This is a genomic window from Streptomyces sp. NPDC002853, assembly GCF_053591915.1.
Genome location: NZ_JBSFUS010000018.1, coordinates 14607 through 29804, shown reverse-complemented (window position 1 = coordinate 29804; position 15198 = coordinate 14607). Strand labels below are relative to the sequence as shown.

The window sequence follows — 15198 nt, the reverse complement described above, 5'->3', positions numbered from 1 at the left end:
CCGCCCGCGTCCTCGCCGGCGGCCAGCCCAACGTGCCCACGCCCGACACCTCGTACCACGTGATTCTGGCCGTCCTGGTGAGTGTCCTGGCCCCTGCCGCGGCTGAGATCGCCTGGCGCCTACCGGCTATTCCGCCCGGCGTCCAAGCCGCGCAGCCGTCTGCGGCTCCTGACCGGCACTGCGGGCTGGACCCTCGACGGCATCGGCTTGGCCTGGCTGGCCAAGGGCCTCGTCCCGCTGGCCACCTGCGCCGACCAGGATCTGATCCGCCTGTGGGCACCGGACGTCGGCTGGCTTCTGCTCGCCATCATCATCGCTGGCTACACCCTGGCCGCCGTCCGGCTGGCGGGAAGGCTGCCTGCGGCTACGGCCAGGCCGTCGCCGCCTCCACGTCATCGCCTCCGATGACCGGCAACCATCACGTAACGTCACGGGCCAGGGGTTATGACACTGCCTCTTAGCATGCCCACTGGCTCCCCCATCCTGGTGATCATCGTCCTGAACTGCTGTCCCCCCGCGGAGAGCCGCTCCAGAGCATGGCGGTGTCGTTGCGCGGCGTAACGTTCACAGATCGAGGACTGCGCGCAATGCCTGGTCGACGCGTGCCATCGTCTCCGCGGCTACCGTGCCGACGTGCTGCGCGCCCTCGAAGCGGGTCGTGCGCAGTTGCTGCAGATTGACCGCCACTGCGGTGCACGGCAGCGGGTCACCGATCACGACGGACATGGCGGTGTCGGGGAAGCGGCCGGAAGGGTGCAGCACGATCGCGAGCACCGCGCCGAACGTGGCCTCCAGACCGTCGAGGGACACGAGGAGGACGTTGCGGCCGTCGGTGAGCGTCCAGACGTCTCCACGCCTCACAGAGTGTCGCCCTCGCCGGCCAGATTGTCACCGAGACCGAGCGCAGCAAGCTGCTGTGCGGCGTCGAGGACGGACTGACGGCGCGCGGCGCGCACGATGTAGGCGTTCAGCGACATTCCGGCCGCCGCGGCGCTCGCCCGGATCGAGGGGTCCAGATCATCAGGGATGCGCAATGTCATTACACTCATGCCACCAGAGTAGCCACCGGGATACGGTGGCGTATATCGGTAGTGGCTTCCGGGCTGGGAACTGGCGCCGAGCTGGACGCCGCAGGCCTTGCTTTGCCGTACTCCGGCGCGGCCTGGGAGCCCGGTCCCGCGCCACGATTTGACGGGCGTCGGTCATGGGCGACCAGGAGGTCGGTGACGGCAAGGCGCTGGACCGATCGTGGGGCTGCACGGACATCGGGCAGAGCCAGTGGCCTCTCCGATCCTCACGGTGATTGATCCGTCGTGTGAGTCGAGTGCCGCAGGGCCCGACGGCCAGGCATCCCCGTCCACGTCGTCTGGCCCAAGGGCGTCAGCCGGCGAAAGCCAGCGTGCACGGCCCTGTCGACGGGGGGCGTCAACGGGTGCATGGGCCTACCTGGCGGCGGGCCCATGGGGGTGCGGGGCAAGATGACTGGATCGCCCTCTGCGCCAGGGGGGCGCTGCACGTAGGGAGCATCTCCCCTGGCGGTGTTGGCCCGGGGTGAGCTGGCCGTGAGGCTACGGCTGGTTGCGGTGGCGCTGGAGCACGATGCCCACGAGGCCTGCGACGCCTGTTCCGAGCAGGCCGGCTCCGGCCGCGGCTGAGCCTTCAGCGATGACGTAGTAGGCGGTGCCGACGATAGCGACGGCAAGGGTGGAGGCGAATACGGCGCCGAACACGCGGAAGCGCACGTCGATCCGATCCATGTGCCGTCGGTGTTCGTAGTCGGCTTCGACCTGCCGAAACATTCGCTCGGCGCTGTTGGGGACGGCGGCGTTCCATGCTTCGATCTGTTCCTGCAGCGGGAGGTCCTGCCAGGTTCCCGATGGCCCTGTCGGGGCCTGACGTTCGGGTGGCGGTGTGGCGTCGCTCATCGTCCCCCCGTCCCGCGGTCGTGATCCGGAGCTGGGGAACGGGGCTGGTCCGGTTCTCGCAGAGGGCTTGTAGGAGGCAGGCCGGGCGGGGGCCCCAACTCGTTGTAGGCGAGGCGAAGACGTTCGTGCCGTGTCGGGTGTGGGGGCACCAGGGAGCGCACGTCGCTGAAGGAACCCACGTCGGTGAAGCCTTCCCAGAAGGATCTGGCGCGCCGAGTCCTGACAGGCGTGGCCGCGATCACGGCTGGTGCTTGCCGCTGCCGGACTTGGGGCTGGCTGTGCAGGGCGGCGCTGACGCCACGGACGATCAATACGGCCCAGAGCACGATCAACAAGCCGACCACGACCCACTCGTGAGGTATTTCGCTGACGGTGCGCCCCAGCGGTACTCCTGCTGCCAGTAGCAGGCTAATTCCCGACACCAGCACCGCGACCTTGGCCAGGGACAGCCCAAGAAGATGATGGACGCTGTGGGAGGCTGCCGCAGACGTTGGATGCGCCATCGCCTCAGTAAGTGTGGGATCGGCCTCGGCCCGCGTGGGCTCCGGGAAGATGCCGTCCAACGCCTCCAGGGCCTGGGCAATGCTCGGTCGCTCGCGGGGGTCTTTGGCCAGCAGGGCGTGAATCAGCAGGGCCAACGGCCGGTCTGCTCGCTGTGCCGGGCGAGGCTCTTCGAACATCACGGCCGCTGCAGTCTCGACCGTCGAGCTGCGCCGGAACGGAGAGTAGCCCTCCACCGCCTGGTAGAGGGTCGCGCCCAGTGAGAACAGATCGCCTGCCGCGCTGGCTGGTTCCTCGCGCTCCAGCAGTTCCGGCGCCACGTACTCAGGCCCGCCACCTGGGGGTACTGGTGCTCCCGGGGAGAGGGAGAGCGGGACATCCACGAAGCCGGAGAGCACGAACTTCCGGGTTTCCGTTTGCAGGATGTTGGCCGGTCTGATGTCGCCGTGCACGACGCCTGCCACGTGAGCGGCTTGCAACGCGACCAACAAGTCCCGGGCCAGCCGCTCCACTTGCCGGTTCGGCACCGGTCCCTCTTGGAGCAGTTGCTCCAGATACGTGCCTTCCACCCATTCCGTCACGATCCAGAGCCTGCCGCTGTCGACCAGCACGTCGAACACCGAGACCACGTCGGGGCGGTAACGAAGCTGTGCGAACTGGCGTGCGTTTTGCTTGACCTGGGCGACAACCCCGCTGTCCGCTGTGGCCGAGCCGGAGAGCGGAACCTCCCTCAGCACGACCTCCACGTTCAGCAGTACATCCTGCGCCTTCCAGGTGGTCCCGAAGCCGCCGCTTCCCAATCGTGTGACGATTTGGTAGCGCCCCCCGATGATCGGGCCGGTGCCAGCCTGTGATTGCAAGGTGACGCTCCCAACTTCCCTCGGCCCCATGTGTGTTCAGTCGAGAGCCTACGGAATCTGGCAACCCAGCGCCCCTGCTCTGTCCCACTTCGAGGAGGCAACCGGTAGTGGAGTTGGGAGCACCACTCAAGATGCCGGGGGCAGCGAACTACAGGACGCGGCGGATGGCCCAGTCGTATTGGGTCCAGTCGCTGAGGGGCACGGTCTCGACGCTCTTGCCTGGCCTGGGGGCGTGGACCATCTTTCCGCCTCCGATGGCGAGCCCGACGTGGCCCCAGTTGCCGTCGTTGTTGATGACGATGATGTCGCCGGGCTTCAGGGTGCTGCGGGAGACGGGGCGTTTGCTTTCGAGGCCGCGCATGGCTTGTGAGGTGCGTGGGAGGGCGATGTGGGCGCCTTTGTAGAAGGCGTACACCAACAGGCCTGAGCAGTCGAAGCCCCCTCGGGTGGGGCCGCTGGTGCTGCCGCCACCCCAAACGTAGGGGCGGCCTTGCTGGGCGAGGGCGGCCTGGATGACGTCCCCGGCACGCCCGCCGACCGCGCTGCTGTCTTAGTAGTCGGCGTCGTCGCCGGTGTCCACGCCTCCTGCTTTGATCTTTCCGCTAGGCCGTTTCTGATGGCTCGTGTGCGGTGGGGTGGTTCAGGTTCTGGGGCGGGCAGGCGTCGGGCATGGTGCGGCGACATGAATTGACCGATGCACAGTGGCAGGTGATCGAGCCCTTGCTGCCAGCCAACGACCGGCCCGGTGGGCAGTGGTCCGATCACCGGACAGTGGTGAACGGGGTGCTGCTCCGGGCCCGTACCGGGGTGCCGTGGCCGGACCTGCCGGAGCGGTACGGGCCCTGGCAGACCGTCTATGAAAGGCATCGCCGCTGGTCGGCGGACGGCACTGGCTTTGTTCACGAGAACGGGTTCTGGCCCACTTCTTGTGGACTTGACCGAAACCGTGATCGTCCCGGCTACGGCCGCCCCGGTACTCGCAGGTCAGGCTTCCTCGCCGGGACGATGCGTCAGCACACCAGACCAGCACCACACGAAGTGGACCAGAGCCCGAGAACGAGCAGCAGATGTTCACCACTTCGGAAGGCATCGCGGACGGCGAGTGTTCGATAGGCGTGGAGTGCTAGCGCGGCGGGTCGGGCTGCTGAGGCAAGGTCATCCGAAGGCGGGTTCTGACGTCTCGCCAGCGCGGATGTCCTCCGGTGTCGGGGCTGGCATCTGAACGTACAGCGGTCCGCCGGGTGCTCGGCCTCGGACTGGTGGGCTCGCATGTTGCGGTGTCGCGTATTCGCATCCGATGCAATTGGCGTCGGTAGGGGCACCGGTACAGCTGTTGGCGCTGAGAACAATCATGGTCCGATCGGTGCGAGGGTGCTGCGTTCAGCCGGGCTCTACCGGGAGCCACAGTTCGGCGTCGGCCTCGGTCTTCTCCGGCGGCAGGCGGGTGCGCAGGATCTCGGGGCTCGTGCGGGTGCGTTACGGGTTCGACGGGAACCACTCGGTGAACACGTCACGCCACAGTTCCTGGATGGCCTGCGGTGCCGGTCCGCAGGTGGTGAAGACCGCCCAGGTGCCGGCCGGGACGGCCAACGTGGTCGTGCCGTCAGGAGCGGCCGCGGAGGTGATCACGCCGTGGTGGTAGTTGAGTTCGGTGCCCTCGGCGCGGCTGGGGTCCATGCCGTCGCAGACCGCGACGATGCCGTGCGGCTCCTGGTCCGACAGCTTCTCCAGGCGCTCCAGGGTCTGCGGATCGATCCCGCGGACAAAGTCCATGATTGTCTGGTTCGGTCCCGCATGTACCAGCGGTACCCGGGTCTTGAGCCCGACGACAGTGAAGTCCGCCTTGTCTACGACGCGGTATTGCATACTGCTGCTCCCTTCGATGGTGAGGCGGAAGGCCATCGGGGACTGGGAGATGAGTGCGGCGCCGGTACGCCGGGCCTGGCCCGGTCCGATGCCGTGCATGGCACGGAACGCCCGCGCGAACGCCTCACCGGAGCTGTAGCCATAACGCACGGCGATCTCCAGCAGCGTGTCGTGCCCCGCGAGTACTTCGGCGCCTGCGAGGGTGAGCCGGCGGCGTCGGATGTACTCCGGCAGCGGCATGCCCGCGAGCGCGGAGAACATCCGGCGCAGGTGGTGCTCCGAGGTCGCCGCGATGCGCGCCAGCTCGGCTACGTCGATGGTCTGGTCCAATTGGCGCTCGATGTGCTCCATGGCCTGGTTCAGCCGCTCCAACACGCCCGTTCTCCTCCCCCTTTTTTCACCACCGCCTGGCCGGCGATGGTCGTGAAGCACGCCTATCCGGCGCTGCGGTCGGTGCCGTCTGCGTCCGGACCGGTGGTGTTCTGTCCCAGGCCCCGGCGGATCGCGATCTCCACGGGTGAGTAAGCGCCGTCGGCCCGTTCCAGTTCGTACGGTGCGGCCGGCATCAGCGGCGGCTGGGCCATAAAGCGCGGCCGCACCCCATGGTGCGGTTGCGCCGCGTGCACCAGGAACGGATGGCACAGGAAGACGTCGCCAGGGGACCCGGTGGCAAGGGCGAGTGGCCGGTGGTCGGACGCCGCCACCAGATCGGGGGCGAGGGTCAGCCCGCTCGCCCCGTCCTGTCCGTACTTCTCCAGCACCTTCGGCACGTCGAGGTGCGAGCCGACCCGGATCCGGGTCGGAGCGTCTTGTTCACCGACCTCGCTGAACAAGAACAGCATCAGCAGCGCCCGGCCCTGGGAGCGCAGATTCGTGAAGTACCAGCTCTCGCCCTCCGGCAGATAGCTCCCCTCGATGTGCCAGCCCGCGTCGTCCGGCTCCTTTTCGTGCGGGAAGCGCAGCGGGAACGTGCCCAGCGAGTAGCGCGGCTCCCAGCGTCCCGCGCCGACGAGCAGGTCGTACGCGCGGTGCAGGGACGGTGAGTTGGGTGCGGCGGCGAACGGTCCCTGCCCCATGCCGGGCACCCAGTGCACGGGCTGCGTCCACGTCGACGGGTCGTCCGGGTCGCAGCCCGTCTCTCGCCACAGCAGCCGCGCGCAGTCCGCGGCCACGCGCGGCGCGACAGCGCCCTCCAGTTTCACGAAGCCGTCGCGGAGGAAACTTGATACCAAGGTCGTGTCATCCATGCCGCCATCGTGTGGCGACACCGGCCCTGGTCACCCGACATTTTCCGCACCGCCTTTATCGCGTGATCACCGGAGCGCGGTCAGGCGGCGCGCGCCACCAACCCGGCCTTGATCGTTCTCAGTGCAACGGCTGTGTCAGCGTTCCCCGAGGCCCGTGATTTTGGCGGGTCTTCACCCGGATCGCGCGCGAGGGGTTCGGGAGCGGCGGTGCTCTGATCCGGGAGAGCCAAGGGCAGCACGGCCGTAATAGCCACCAGCACAGAAATGATCTTCATGCCCTGTCCAACGCCCCGAAATGATCAGAGAACGCCATGGCCTTGTTCTATTCCGCGAGCAGCGAAAGTGCCTTCCGAAGTGGTGGACATCTGCTGCTCGTTCTCGGGCTCTGGTCCATTTTGTGTGGTCGCGTACGCAGCGTGACTGTTGATCTCTGGTAGGCGCTGGCCTCGGTGTGCGGAGAAACCTGCGCTCAGGCTCTTGTCGCCATGCTCCGGCTCGGCGAGCTCGGCCCCGAGGGGGCTGTGATGGGAACGCTTGAGGTGGGCAGCGTGGCCTGGAGGCGGGAGATGCACGAGTGGAACTGCGTGGTCAGAGCGCGGGCCCTGCAGCAGCGTGAAACGGCGCGTCGCATGGTCGCGGATGCCCGTCGGATGCGCGCGGGTGCTCAGCGCGCCTTGGACGCGGGCGAGCGAGTTCATGCAGATGATGGTTTTTAGGTCAAGCCAGTAGGACGCGTTTGCGGAGGAGTTCGAATCCTGCGCGGCCGAACATCTGGCGCTTGAGCATCTTGATCCTGTTGATGTGGCCTTCGGCGACGCCGGAGTTCCAGGGCAGTGTGAGGCCGACGGTGACGGCGTCGAGGTCGCGTTCGAGGTGCTGGGCGACATGCCGGAGGCTGGGCAGGTCGACAGCGGACGTGGCGGCTTCGATCCAGGTGGGCAACTGGTCGCCCTGGAGGTGGGCCACCATGTGGCCGAAGAAGCGCACATGCTCGCAGAGTGCCGTCAGTTCGGGGCAGTTGGCCAGGACGACCTTAAAGCGGGTCTCGTCGCCTTCGGGCAGGGCGTCGGGGTGGGTGAGGAGCCAGCGCGTGATGGTGTGGGCCGATGACGGTCGGGGGCCGACCGGTTGGGGCTTGCCGCGAAGATTCCTGCTGACGTAGGCGCGGACGCCGATGTAGCCACGGGGACAGCCTTGCTCCTTGATTTCCTCCCATTGTTTCCAGGCGTTGGTGCAGCCTTCTTGCCAGCGCTGATCGAGGTAGGGCTTGTAGGCGTCGAGCCTGGTCGGGCGGTCTTGCCGCTGTCCGGTGAACATCTCTTCCGGAGTCGTGGCTCAACAGCGCCGCCCAGTGGCGGGCCGAACCCGTGGCAGAGATGGGGGAGTGGAACGGCGAGCGCATCAACGACGTCCACGACGACTTCGCCGCCCGCTGCATGTTCGCCTTCTGGCGCCTCGCCGCGCAGGGAATGACCACCCCCCTGATATCTGGCGCCCGCCCTGCCCTCTAAGAGGTCGTTTTCCTCCTGAGTGCGGTGTTCTGAGTTGGTTTGGTCTGCCGTTCGATGTGCTGCTGATGAGGCTGGAGGGGATGCTTCTTCTGGCGAGGCGGGTGGTGTGACGAATGAGGTGCAGAGCTGCTTACGTCTGTCTCATTCCAGGACGCCCCGGTCTGTTCCGTGCTGCGCTTCCCCAGGACGCACGCCTGGGCGCACGCCCCCGGGCGGCGGTATGCCGAGGTCATGAGGGATCGCCGTGCGTATCCGAGTGATCTGTCCGATGCCCGCTGGGAGTTGATTGAGCCGGTGCTGTCCGCCTGGCGTTTCGAGCGCCGCGGGTGGGCCCTGGACTTCGGACGCCCGCCTCGGCATGACCTGCGCGAGATCATGAATGCGATCCTGTATGTGGGCCGCACCGGCTGTCAGTGGGCCTATCTCCCGCACGATTTCCCGCCCTGGCAGTCGGTCTACGGCTACTTCGCCCACTGGCAGAAGGACGGCATCTTCGCCCAGCTCAACGGGCTACTGCGGGAGTTGGTACGCCAGCAGGAAGGGCGCGACAAACACCCGTCGGCCTGCGTGATCGACGCGCAGAGCGTGAAGACCTCCACCAGCGTTCCCGCCACCAGCCAGGGCATCGACGCCAGCAAGAAGATCGTGGGCCGCAATCGCAGCATCATCACCGGCACCCTCGGCCTGCTCCTGGCGGTGCTGGTCACCGCGGCCGGCGTCCAGGATTCCGCCGCAGGCCGCACCCTGTTGGAACAAGCCGCCGCCGACCACCCCGGCCTGCGCAAGGTGTGGGTCGACGGCGGCTACCGCAAACACTTCATCGAGCACGCCGCCACCCTCGGCATCGACCTCGAAATCGTCCAACGCACCCCCGGGACCAAAGGGTTCACCCCGATCCCGAAGCGGTGGGCGGTGGAGCGGACCTACGGCTGGCTGATGCTGCACCGCCGCCTGGCGCGCGACTACGAGACCCATCCGCATCGCTCCGAAGCCATGATCCACCTCGCCATGACTGACCTCATGGCCCGCCGCCTCACCGGCGAAAGCACGATCTCCTGGCGCGACCCGACTCCAGCACACCAAAGCCGCATCCAGGGATGAAACAACAGGATGAAACGACATCTTAAGGCGGTTCGCTGTGGCCCCGAAGCCGAAGGCTTCGGGGCCACAGCCGCATCCGGCTTGTTCCCTGTAGTTCCTCGCCCTGGGAGAGGGTCCCGGGCCCCGTCGGCACTTGTGCGGTGGCGAAGATGGAACACTGCCCTAATGGATGCTGAGGGGTTGCGACGCAGTGATGGTGCGCAAGCCGAGGCCCGGCCGAAGAGTGCCGACGATTTTCTGCGGATGTTCGAGCACAGCGGGCTGCCGCCGCTGCGCGGCGACCGGCACGCGGGCGAGGACTTTCGTGCCGGCATGGTCAGCCGCGAGCTGGGCCCCTTGCGCCTGACCGAGCTGGTGACCCCGGAGGGCGAGTGCTTCCGCGACGCCCGCTCCGCACGTGCGCGCGACAGCGAGCTGTGGCAGGTCGAGGTGGTGACACGTGGGCAGGTACGCGCCGAGCAGGGCGGCAGCACCGCTGTGCTGGGACCCACGGACCTGGTTCTCATCGACCCGGTACGGCCGGTGCGGTTCGCCAGTTCCGCCACCAGGCACGTCACCATGCTGATGCCGCGACATCTGCTGCGGCTCGGCGCGGACGACGCGGCGCGGCTGGTCGGCGTACGGATTCGTGGGGACCGGGGACCCGGAGCTCTGGTCTCCTCGCTCGTACGGGACATGACGCGGTCCCTGGACGGGTTCCGCGCCCACGAGGCGCAACGGTCGGCGGCCGCGGTGATCGAACTGACGGCAGTGGCGCTGGCGTCCCGCCTGGGGGACATCCGTCCGGTCGATGACGACGTACTGCGCACGAGAGTCGTCGGTTTCATCGAGGCGAGATTGTCCGACCGGGATCTCACCCCGGCCAAGGTGGCCGCCGCGCACCATGTGTCAGTGCGCCGGCTGCACAAGCTCTTCCAGGACCAGCCGCTGACCGTGGCCGCCCTCATCCGCAGGCGGCGCCTGGAGCGGTGCCGCGCGGACCTGGCGCGCAGGAACACCACGGTCGCCGCGGTGGCCGCCTCATGGGGTTTCGCGGACCCGGCGCACTTCAGCCGCCTGTTCAAGGCCACCTACGGACACAGCCCGGGGGCACGCGTGTCCAACAACGGTGCGCTGATCGTCAATGACTCTCTCCCCGAGCCGGGCAAGCATGGCTGCGGAGAGAATGAATGAGGAAAGGGCTCTGAAATGGATGCGTCGCTCGACACTCTGCAGACTGTCCCGGCCCGCATGATCGGGGGGTGGAACCGTGGCGACGCGGCCGCGTTCGCCGCAGACTTCGCGCAGGACGCCGAGCTCATCGACTTCGACGGCACGGTCCATCAGGGACGTGACGCGGTGATCGCAGCTCAGCAGTCGGCCTTCGACACGGTGCTGAAGGGTTCCCGGCTCGTGCGGAGCGAGGTGGAGTTCGTCCGGCTCGTCGCGCCGGATGCCGCCGTCATCCACCACCGCTTCGGCATGACGATGGCCGGCGAAACGGAACCCCTGCCGACCCGGTACTTCCTGCAGCTGTTCACGATGGCCCGCCGGCACGACCGCTGGGAGATCGCGACGTTGCTGAACGCGCGCCAGGTCGCGCTGGAGTCCGCCATGACCATGGACGCACAGGCGACCACGTGACGGAGCCCGGCGCCCGCCTCGCTCCCCAGAACCCCGCCCTGGGGCGCTGAAGAGAAGCTCACGGTGCAAGCCGAGGGCTGCAAGTCCGGCGTGGAGCGATTCGGTGTCAGCGCAGGAGGGCATGCCCGCACGTGGGTCAGCAGCCACTGTTCCGCTTTCGGCAGCGGCCAGCCGTTGTCCTCGGTAAGGGTGAGACAGTCGGAGTAGCCGACAGCCGCGGCACCGTGCAACTGGCCGACACCGATCCGACGCAGCAGCCACTCGTCGGCCCCGGCTGTCTCACTGACGGACGCGACCGGGACCGGCTGCGCTCCGGTCTGCGGCGGGCGCGAACTGTTGCGAACCTCACCTCTGGCCGAGGCGACCGGCGGTGCAGCTCTCACCCCGCACAGCTGGGCCGACGACGGTCTCGACGCCTGAATCGACGGCAACGTGGGCAAAATGCACCCGGTCGCCACATGTCGTATGGGCACCGACACCACCGTGGTGACCGACCCCACCATCATGGCCGTACTTGGGATACACGCACTGCTCGTCGCCGGCGCCTCGGTCATTGCCGACCATCACTAGGGGAACACCCAGGCCCTCCACCATCATGATTGCCGAACGAGCAGCCGCACGCATCGCACGAGCCACCCCGCCTGACCCCATCCGGACCGTGGTGGCAGGTCAAATGGGCAACGGGCACGACGCAACAGAGAGCGGCATGTCAGCAACGCACTTACCTGGCCGACCCGTCGGCAGGCGAGCCGAAATGGTGCGCCTCGATGAACTGACCGGAGCCGCGCACGTCGGCCGGGGCGGAGCCTTCGTCCTGCGCGGTGAGTTGGGTATCGGCAAGAGCATCCTGCTGGACCATGCCGAACGGGCCACCGCCGGCTACCGGACGGTACGGGCATACGGCGCGTCCTGTGAAGCGGAGTTGCCGTTCGTCGGCCGTCACCAGCTCCGTTTTGGCCACGGCATCGCCCCTCGACGAACTGTCCGGCCCGCACTGTGCGGTTGTGCGGACCGCGTTCAGCCCCGCCGCTGAAGCGCGGGCCCTGCCCAGCACTGGCCTCGCGGCCTTGGAGCCGCTGTCCTGCGCAGCCCGCCCACGCAAGCTGCGATGCCTCTTCGATAACGGCCAGTGGCTGGATGAGGCAGCACTGAAACCACTGACATTCCTCGCCCGGCGCGTCGGGTGTGAACCGGGCGCAATGGTCTTCGATGCCCGGCCCCAGCAGGTCGCAGGAAAAACCGGCGAACTGAGTAATTTGAGCGATCAGCCTGGTCAGTTCGCCGGTGGTCCGAGTGAGTCCGACGCACAGGCCCTGCTGGCGGCGAACAGCCATGTGATGTCCGACGACCCGGTGCGCTGGCGTCTTGCGGCCGAGGCACGCGGCAATTCCCGCGCACTGCTCGGACCGCCCGAGTCGGCGGGTATGCCCCGCCGACACATCCTCCGTGCCAACCCGGACCGAGCGCGATCACGCATCCGGGCTGTCCCGGCTGCCCCACTCAGTTCACCTTTCCGCTGCCTAAGTGCGAGGTCGTTGAAAATGAGATACCTCGGGCGGATAACTACCGCCCTTCTGTCGGTCCTGCTGATAACGATGGGGGTGACGGCTCCGGCGGAGGCTCACCCCGATGACCTGGCGGGGCTGAACTTCGCCACCTGGAACTTGGACAAGGCCGGCTGTTCCTGGGAGCCCTACCCTCCGCTGACCTTCGGCGACCAGTGCTCGCTCACGGCGATTCCGTCAGGAGCGAACTTCACCTTCGAGATCCCCGAAGGCGAGGAACCGGTGCTGTAGTTCATGGGCCTGCCCGGCGACGGACACGACTGCTCCGCACGGACGACAGGCAGGGATCACTGACGCCAAGCGCCGTCAATACTCGTGAACATTTATCGCCCCAGTGATCGCTAACCGCTGCTCAAACTGGTCGACTAACGCTGTTACTGGAGGTGAACGAAGCCAGTTCGGGTGGTGCGCACGCCATTTTTACGGCGTAGATGGCTGTGGGGGTTGTGTCGGTAGCTGTGGTGGGGCCGGGTACGGGCGGGCCTGTGTGTGGGCCGTCTTGTTGCGGGTGGTTGTCGCCGGCGGGTGGTGTTGGGGGTCAGGTGGTGGTGATCAGGTCGGTGAGGGGTTGGGCGGTGTCGGTGCCGGTGTGGCCCAGGGGTGCGTCGAAGCTCCAGACGAGGAAGAGGAGGAAGACGATGAGGGCGCTGAAGGTGGTGGCGAGGATGAGTTCGCGGGCGGAGCGGCGGATTTGCAGGGTGTAGAGGAGTGCGAGGGTGATGACGGCGCCGGCGATGAGGCCGAACCATAGGGCGCCGGGCAGGGTGGTGCCGGCGTTGTCCAGGCGTTGGTGGCGGGCGTCGTCGGCGGCTGCTACCTGGTCCAGCAGGGGCTGGTAGGCCTGGGCCTGGAGCTCGTTGGCCGGGGTGTGGTGGGCGATGTCGTGGCGGATGCGGGCCAGCAGGTCGGCGCCGGTGGTGTCCAGGGGGGTGTCGTTTTTGAGGGCGGGCCATTCGGTGGTGACGGCGTGGTGGGCGTAGGCGTTGATGTGGTCTTTGATCTGGCTGCGGAAGGCGGCCGGGTAGACGTCAAGGCGTTGGTCGACTTCGTAGAGGGCCTGGGCTTCGCGTTGGACGGTGTCTTCGGCGGCGCCGCGGGCTTCCCAGACGCCGGCGATGGCCAGGCCGAGGACGATGGCGTAGACGACGCCGACCATCATGACCATGTATTCGAGGACGTCGGGGGTTTGGGAGGTGTCTTCGTCGGCGTCCACGCGGCGGTGGCGCATGAGGGTGGCGGTGATGACAAGGACGCAGACCAGGATCGAGGCCAGGGTGTAGACGAGCCATTCCGGCACAGCACAACTCCAGGACGGATGAGCGGGCGAGGGGAGCGGGCGAGGGGAGAGTGAGGTGTGGGGGTGTGCGGGTGTGCCCGGGCGCGGGCAGCCTGGTGGCGGTCAGCCGCGGCGGGAGCGGGGTCGCAGGGCGGCGGCGGCCAGGATGCCCGGCAGGGTGATGACGAGCGTGGTCATGGTGGTCGGCATGCCGGCCGGTAGGGGGCGCGAGGGACCGCCGGTGTAGTGCGGGCGGGGTACCCACCCAAAGGCCTTGGCTGCTGCCGTCTTGGGCCGCTCTGCGACGGGCGCCGAGGCGGGGGCAGGGGCAGGGGCAGGGGCAGGGGCAGGCGGCGGGCCGGCCGGCGGCGCGGATGGTGCCGGGGGCTGGGGCGCGGCGGCTGCGATGTCCGTCCGCTGCACGAGCGGGGGCACCGGCGGCCGGGGCGTAGGCGCGACGCGTGGCACCGCAGCGGGCTCGGGCGACGCCGACGGCCGCGGTGGTGGCGGGGGCGGGGGTGCGGACGGCGGCGGGGCCGGGGGTGTGGACCGCGGCGGTGGCTGGGGATGGTGGTGACTGATCTCGACCCACGCGTCTGGCACGCACACCACCAGGCGCTCCCCGGCCGCGGTGTGGTCCATGGCCACGGCCGCGCCCCCGTGGTGCGGCAGCGGGCACAGCGCCGCGGCAGCTCCCAGACCGATACCGATCCAGCCGCCCATCCGCCATCCTCCCCGCCACGCCCTGACCTGATCTGCCCCGCTCCTTGAGAAAGCCGGGATGCCGCCGCCCTCAGGCGCCGCCATCCCGGTCAACGATCATGAGTCGGGGCGGTCACGGATGATGCCGCTCGAACCCGGGGGGCCGGTGGCGCGAAGTCGTCGACATCGGTGTCGGGCGCGCTTGAGCGGGCGCGAGCGAGGACGGCGATGCATCCGGCGCGCCCAACTCTGCGGCGCAAGGGGCGGACCGGTGGGCGCTTGGGCCGCGTCGTCGGCGCACTCGGTGAAGGATCCATCCAGGTCGGCCAGGAAGACGACGAAGCACCCGATGGCTACTCCCTCGTGTGGGACACCTGCGAGGACTGCCACGGCGAAGGCACCATGAGCTACGACGAGAACGAGGCCGCCGAAGCGATCGACTGCGGACGCACCGCGCTCAAGCGGCCGTAGGTACGTAGGGGCCGTCAGAGCGGTAGCCAGATCCGGCGTCAATTGCTGCTCCCCGCGCATGTGGGGATGGGCCCGATTCTCTCCGCTGGTGCTGGTGCTGGTGCTGATTCGTCCGCCGCGCGCAGGCATGGACCCGAACGACAGTGCAGGGTCTGGCCGAGCTATGCAATCCGCTTGGACTCGGTCACGGGCGCGCTGCACCACGTCCGGCACTGACGGGCCATGCTCGGCTGGCGCTGAACAGCACGGTGATGGTGCCGGAGTTCGCGCTCGACACCTGGCAGGACCGTATCGATCGAGGGAAGCTCGCCTCCGTCTCCGTAACCTCACGCCCGGTGGGACCGGTCGCCGCCGAGCAAATAGCTGGCCGGGTGGGAAAGCGACGGCCGCGGTGACGGCAAGCCGCCGGGCTGGCGGGCGAAGTCGAGGAGCTCCTCGCACTCGCACACAAGGAGCTCAGGGGCGGCGCTATCAGACCGCTTATGAACCCGAGCTCGAGGACTGGTTGGGGGCGTGTCCGCGAGGTTGAGCATGGCCGGATGAACAACGC

Annotated in this window: 19 protein-coding genes and 3 pseudogenes; 10 read left to right on the top strand and 12 right to left on the bottom strand. The window is 68.1% G+C overall.

Features of this window, described 5'->3' with window-relative positions; all coding sequences use genetic code 11:
• Positions 1 to 564: 564 nt before the first annotated feature.
• From ACWD02_RS38340 to ACWD02_RS38320, 5 genes are all read right to left on the bottom strand, one after another.
• Positions 565 to 861: a hypothetical protein gene (locus ACWD02_RS38340; RefSeq protein WP_451220108.1), complete on the bottom strand. Its 297-nt coding sequence runs from the start codon at positions 859 to 861 to the stop codon at positions 565 to 567.
• Positions 858 to 1049 (bottom strand): toxin-antitoxin system HicB family antitoxin, encoded by a 192-nt coding sequence (locus tag ACWD02_RS38335; RefSeq protein ID WP_451220105.1) that lies wholly within the window; start codon positions 1047 to 1049, stop codon positions 858 to 860. The genes ACWD02_RS38340 and ACWD02_RS38335 overlap by 4 nt, the downstream gene beginning before the upstream one ends.
• Positions 1050 to 1568: 519 nt before the next feature.
• Positions 1569 to 1925, bottom strand: a complete 357-nt coding sequence (locus ACWD02_RS38330) for a hypothetical protein (RefSeq protein ID WP_451220102.1) — start codon at positions 1923 to 1925, stop codon at positions 1569 to 1571.
• Complete coding sequence (locus ACWD02_RS38325; protein WP_451220099.1) at positions 1922 to 3286, bottom strand: serine/threonine-protein kinase; 1365 nt, start codon at positions 3284 to 3286, stop codon at positions 1922 to 1924. Before ACWD02_RS38325 ends, ACWD02_RS38330 begins: the two co-directional genes overlap by 4 nt.
• 148 nt (positions 3287 to 3434) lie before the next feature.
• Positions 3435 to 3800 carry a C40 family peptidase gene (locus ACWD02_RS38320; protein ID WP_451220379.1) on the bottom strand — a complete coding sequence of 122 codons (366 nt, stop codon included), beginning with the start codon at positions 3798 to 3800 and terminating at the stop codon, positions 3435 to 3437.
• Between the two features lie 155 nt (positions 3801 to 3955).
• Between ACWD02_RS38320 and ACWD02_RS38315 the strand changes: the two are divergent.
• Positions 3956 to 4177, top strand: a pseudogene (locus ACWD02_RS38315) (transposase); the annotation flags it as partial.
• Between the two features lie 489 nt (positions 4178 to 4666).
• On the opposite strand, the pseudogene ACWD02_RS38310 reads toward ACWD02_RS38315, so the two are convergent.
• The 5 genes and pseudogenes from ACWD02_RS38310 to ACWD02_RS38290 all read right to left on the bottom strand — a co-directional run bounded on the left by ACWD02_RS38310 (position 4667) and on the right by ACWD02_RS38290 (position 7716).
• Positions 4667 to 5527, bottom strand: a pseudogene (locus ACWD02_RS38310) (AraC family transcriptional regulator).
• Between the two features lie 59 nt (positions 5528 to 5586).
• The gene (locus ACWD02_RS38305; protein ID WP_451220096.1) at positions 5587 to 6399 is read right to left on the bottom strand and encodes a phytanoyl-CoA dioxygenase family protein; all 813 of its coding nucleotides are present in this window, start codon (positions 6397 to 6399) and stop codon (positions 5587 to 5589) included.
• Between the two features lie 80 nt (positions 6400 to 6479).
• Positions 6480 to 6674, bottom strand: a complete 195-nt coding sequence (locus ACWD02_RS38300; RefSeq protein ID WP_451220094.1) for a hypothetical protein — start codon at positions 6672 to 6674, stop codon at positions 6480 to 6482.
• A 24-nt stretch (positions 6675 to 6698) separates the two neighbouring features.
• Complete coding sequence (locus ACWD02_RS38295) at positions 6699 to 7097, bottom strand: hypothetical protein (RefSeq protein ID WP_451220091.1); 399 nt, start codon at positions 7095 to 7097, stop codon at positions 6699 to 6701.
• A 19-nt stretch (positions 7098 to 7116) separates the two neighbouring features.
• Positions 7117 to 7716, bottom strand: a complete 600-nt coding sequence (locus tag ACWD02_RS38290) for an ISL3 family transposase (RefSeq protein WP_451220089.1) — start codon at positions 7714 to 7716, stop codon at positions 7117 to 7119.
• A gap of 50 nt (positions 7717 to 7766) precedes the next feature.
• On the opposite strand from ACWD02_RS38290, the gene ACWD02_RS38285 reads away from it, so the two are divergent.
• The 6 genes and pseudogenes from ACWD02_RS38285 (at position 7767) to ACWD02_RS38260 (ending at position 11204) form a co-directional block, all read left to right on the top strand.
• On the top strand, positions 7767 to 7910 hold the full coding sequence (locus ACWD02_RS38285; RefSeq protein WP_451220086.1) for a hypothetical protein: 144 nt from the start codon (positions 7767 to 7769) through the stop codon (positions 7908 to 7910).
• Positions 7911 to 8141: 231 nt separating this feature from the next.
• Positions 8142 to 9011, top strand: coding sequence for an IS5 family transposase (locus ACWD02_RS38280; RefSeq protein WP_451220083.1), 870 nt, complete (start codon positions 8142 to 8144; stop codon positions 9009 to 9011).
• Positions 9012 to 9254: 243 nt separating this feature from the next.
• Complete coding sequence (locus ACWD02_RS38275; RefSeq protein WP_451220080.1) at positions 9255 to 10184, top strand: helix-turn-helix domain-containing protein; 930 nt, start codon at positions 9255 to 9257, stop codon at positions 10182 to 10184.
• Positions 10185 to 10199: 15 nt separating this feature from the next.
• On the top strand, positions 10200 to 10634 hold the full coding sequence (locus ACWD02_RS38270; protein WP_451220077.1) for an SgcJ/EcaC family oxidoreductase: 435 nt from the start codon (positions 10200 to 10202) through the stop codon (positions 10632 to 10634).
• A 131-nt stretch (positions 10635 to 10765) separates the two neighbouring features.
• A pseudogene (locus ACWD02_RS38265) lies at positions 10766 to 10987 on the top strand (GMC oxidoreductase); the annotation flags it as partial.
• A gap of 88 nt (positions 10988 to 11075) precedes the next feature.
• The gene (locus ACWD02_RS38260) at positions 11076 to 11204 is read left to right on the top strand and encodes a GMC oxidoreductase (RefSeq protein WP_451220074.1); all 129 of its coding nucleotides are present in this window, start codon (positions 11076 to 11078) and stop codon (positions 11202 to 11204) included.
• A 151-nt stretch (positions 11205 to 11355) separates the two neighbouring features.
• On the opposite strand, the gene ACWD02_RS38255 is transcribed toward ACWD02_RS38260, so the two are convergent.
• Complete coding sequence (locus tag ACWD02_RS38255; protein WP_451220072.1) at positions 11356 to 11595, bottom strand: hypothetical protein; 240 nt, start codon at positions 11593 to 11595, stop codon at positions 11356 to 11358.
• Positions 11596 to 11638: 43 nt separating this feature from the next.
• Between ACWD02_RS38255 and ACWD02_RS38250 the strand changes: the two genes are divergently transcribed.
• Positions 11639 to 12430, top strand: coding sequence for a hypothetical protein (locus ACWD02_RS38250; protein ID WP_451220069.1), 792 nt, complete (start codon positions 11639 to 11641; stop codon positions 12428 to 12430).
• A 307-nt stretch (positions 12431 to 12737) separates the two neighbouring features.
• Here the strand turns inward: ACWD02_RS38250 and ACWD02_RS38245 are convergent, their stop codons facing one another.
• The gene (locus ACWD02_RS38245) at positions 12738 to 13496 is read right to left on the bottom strand and encodes a bestrophin-like domain (RefSeq protein WP_451220066.1); all 759 of its coding nucleotides are present in this window, start codon (positions 13494 to 13496) and stop codon (positions 12738 to 12740) included.
• Between the two features lie 960 nt (positions 13497 to 14456).
• Between ACWD02_RS38245 and ACWD02_RS38240 the strand changes: the two genes are divergently transcribed.
• Complete coding sequence (locus ACWD02_RS38240) at positions 14457 to 14648, top strand: hypothetical protein (protein ID WP_451220064.1); 192 nt, start codon at positions 14457 to 14459, stop codon at positions 14646 to 14648.
• 143 nt (positions 14649 to 14791) lie between these two features.
• Positions 14792 to 15043, top strand: a complete 252-nt coding sequence (locus ACWD02_RS38235; protein WP_451220061.1) for a hypothetical protein — start codon at positions 14792 to 14794, stop codon at positions 15041 to 15043.
• Positions 15044 to 15198 lie beyond the last annotated feature (155 nt).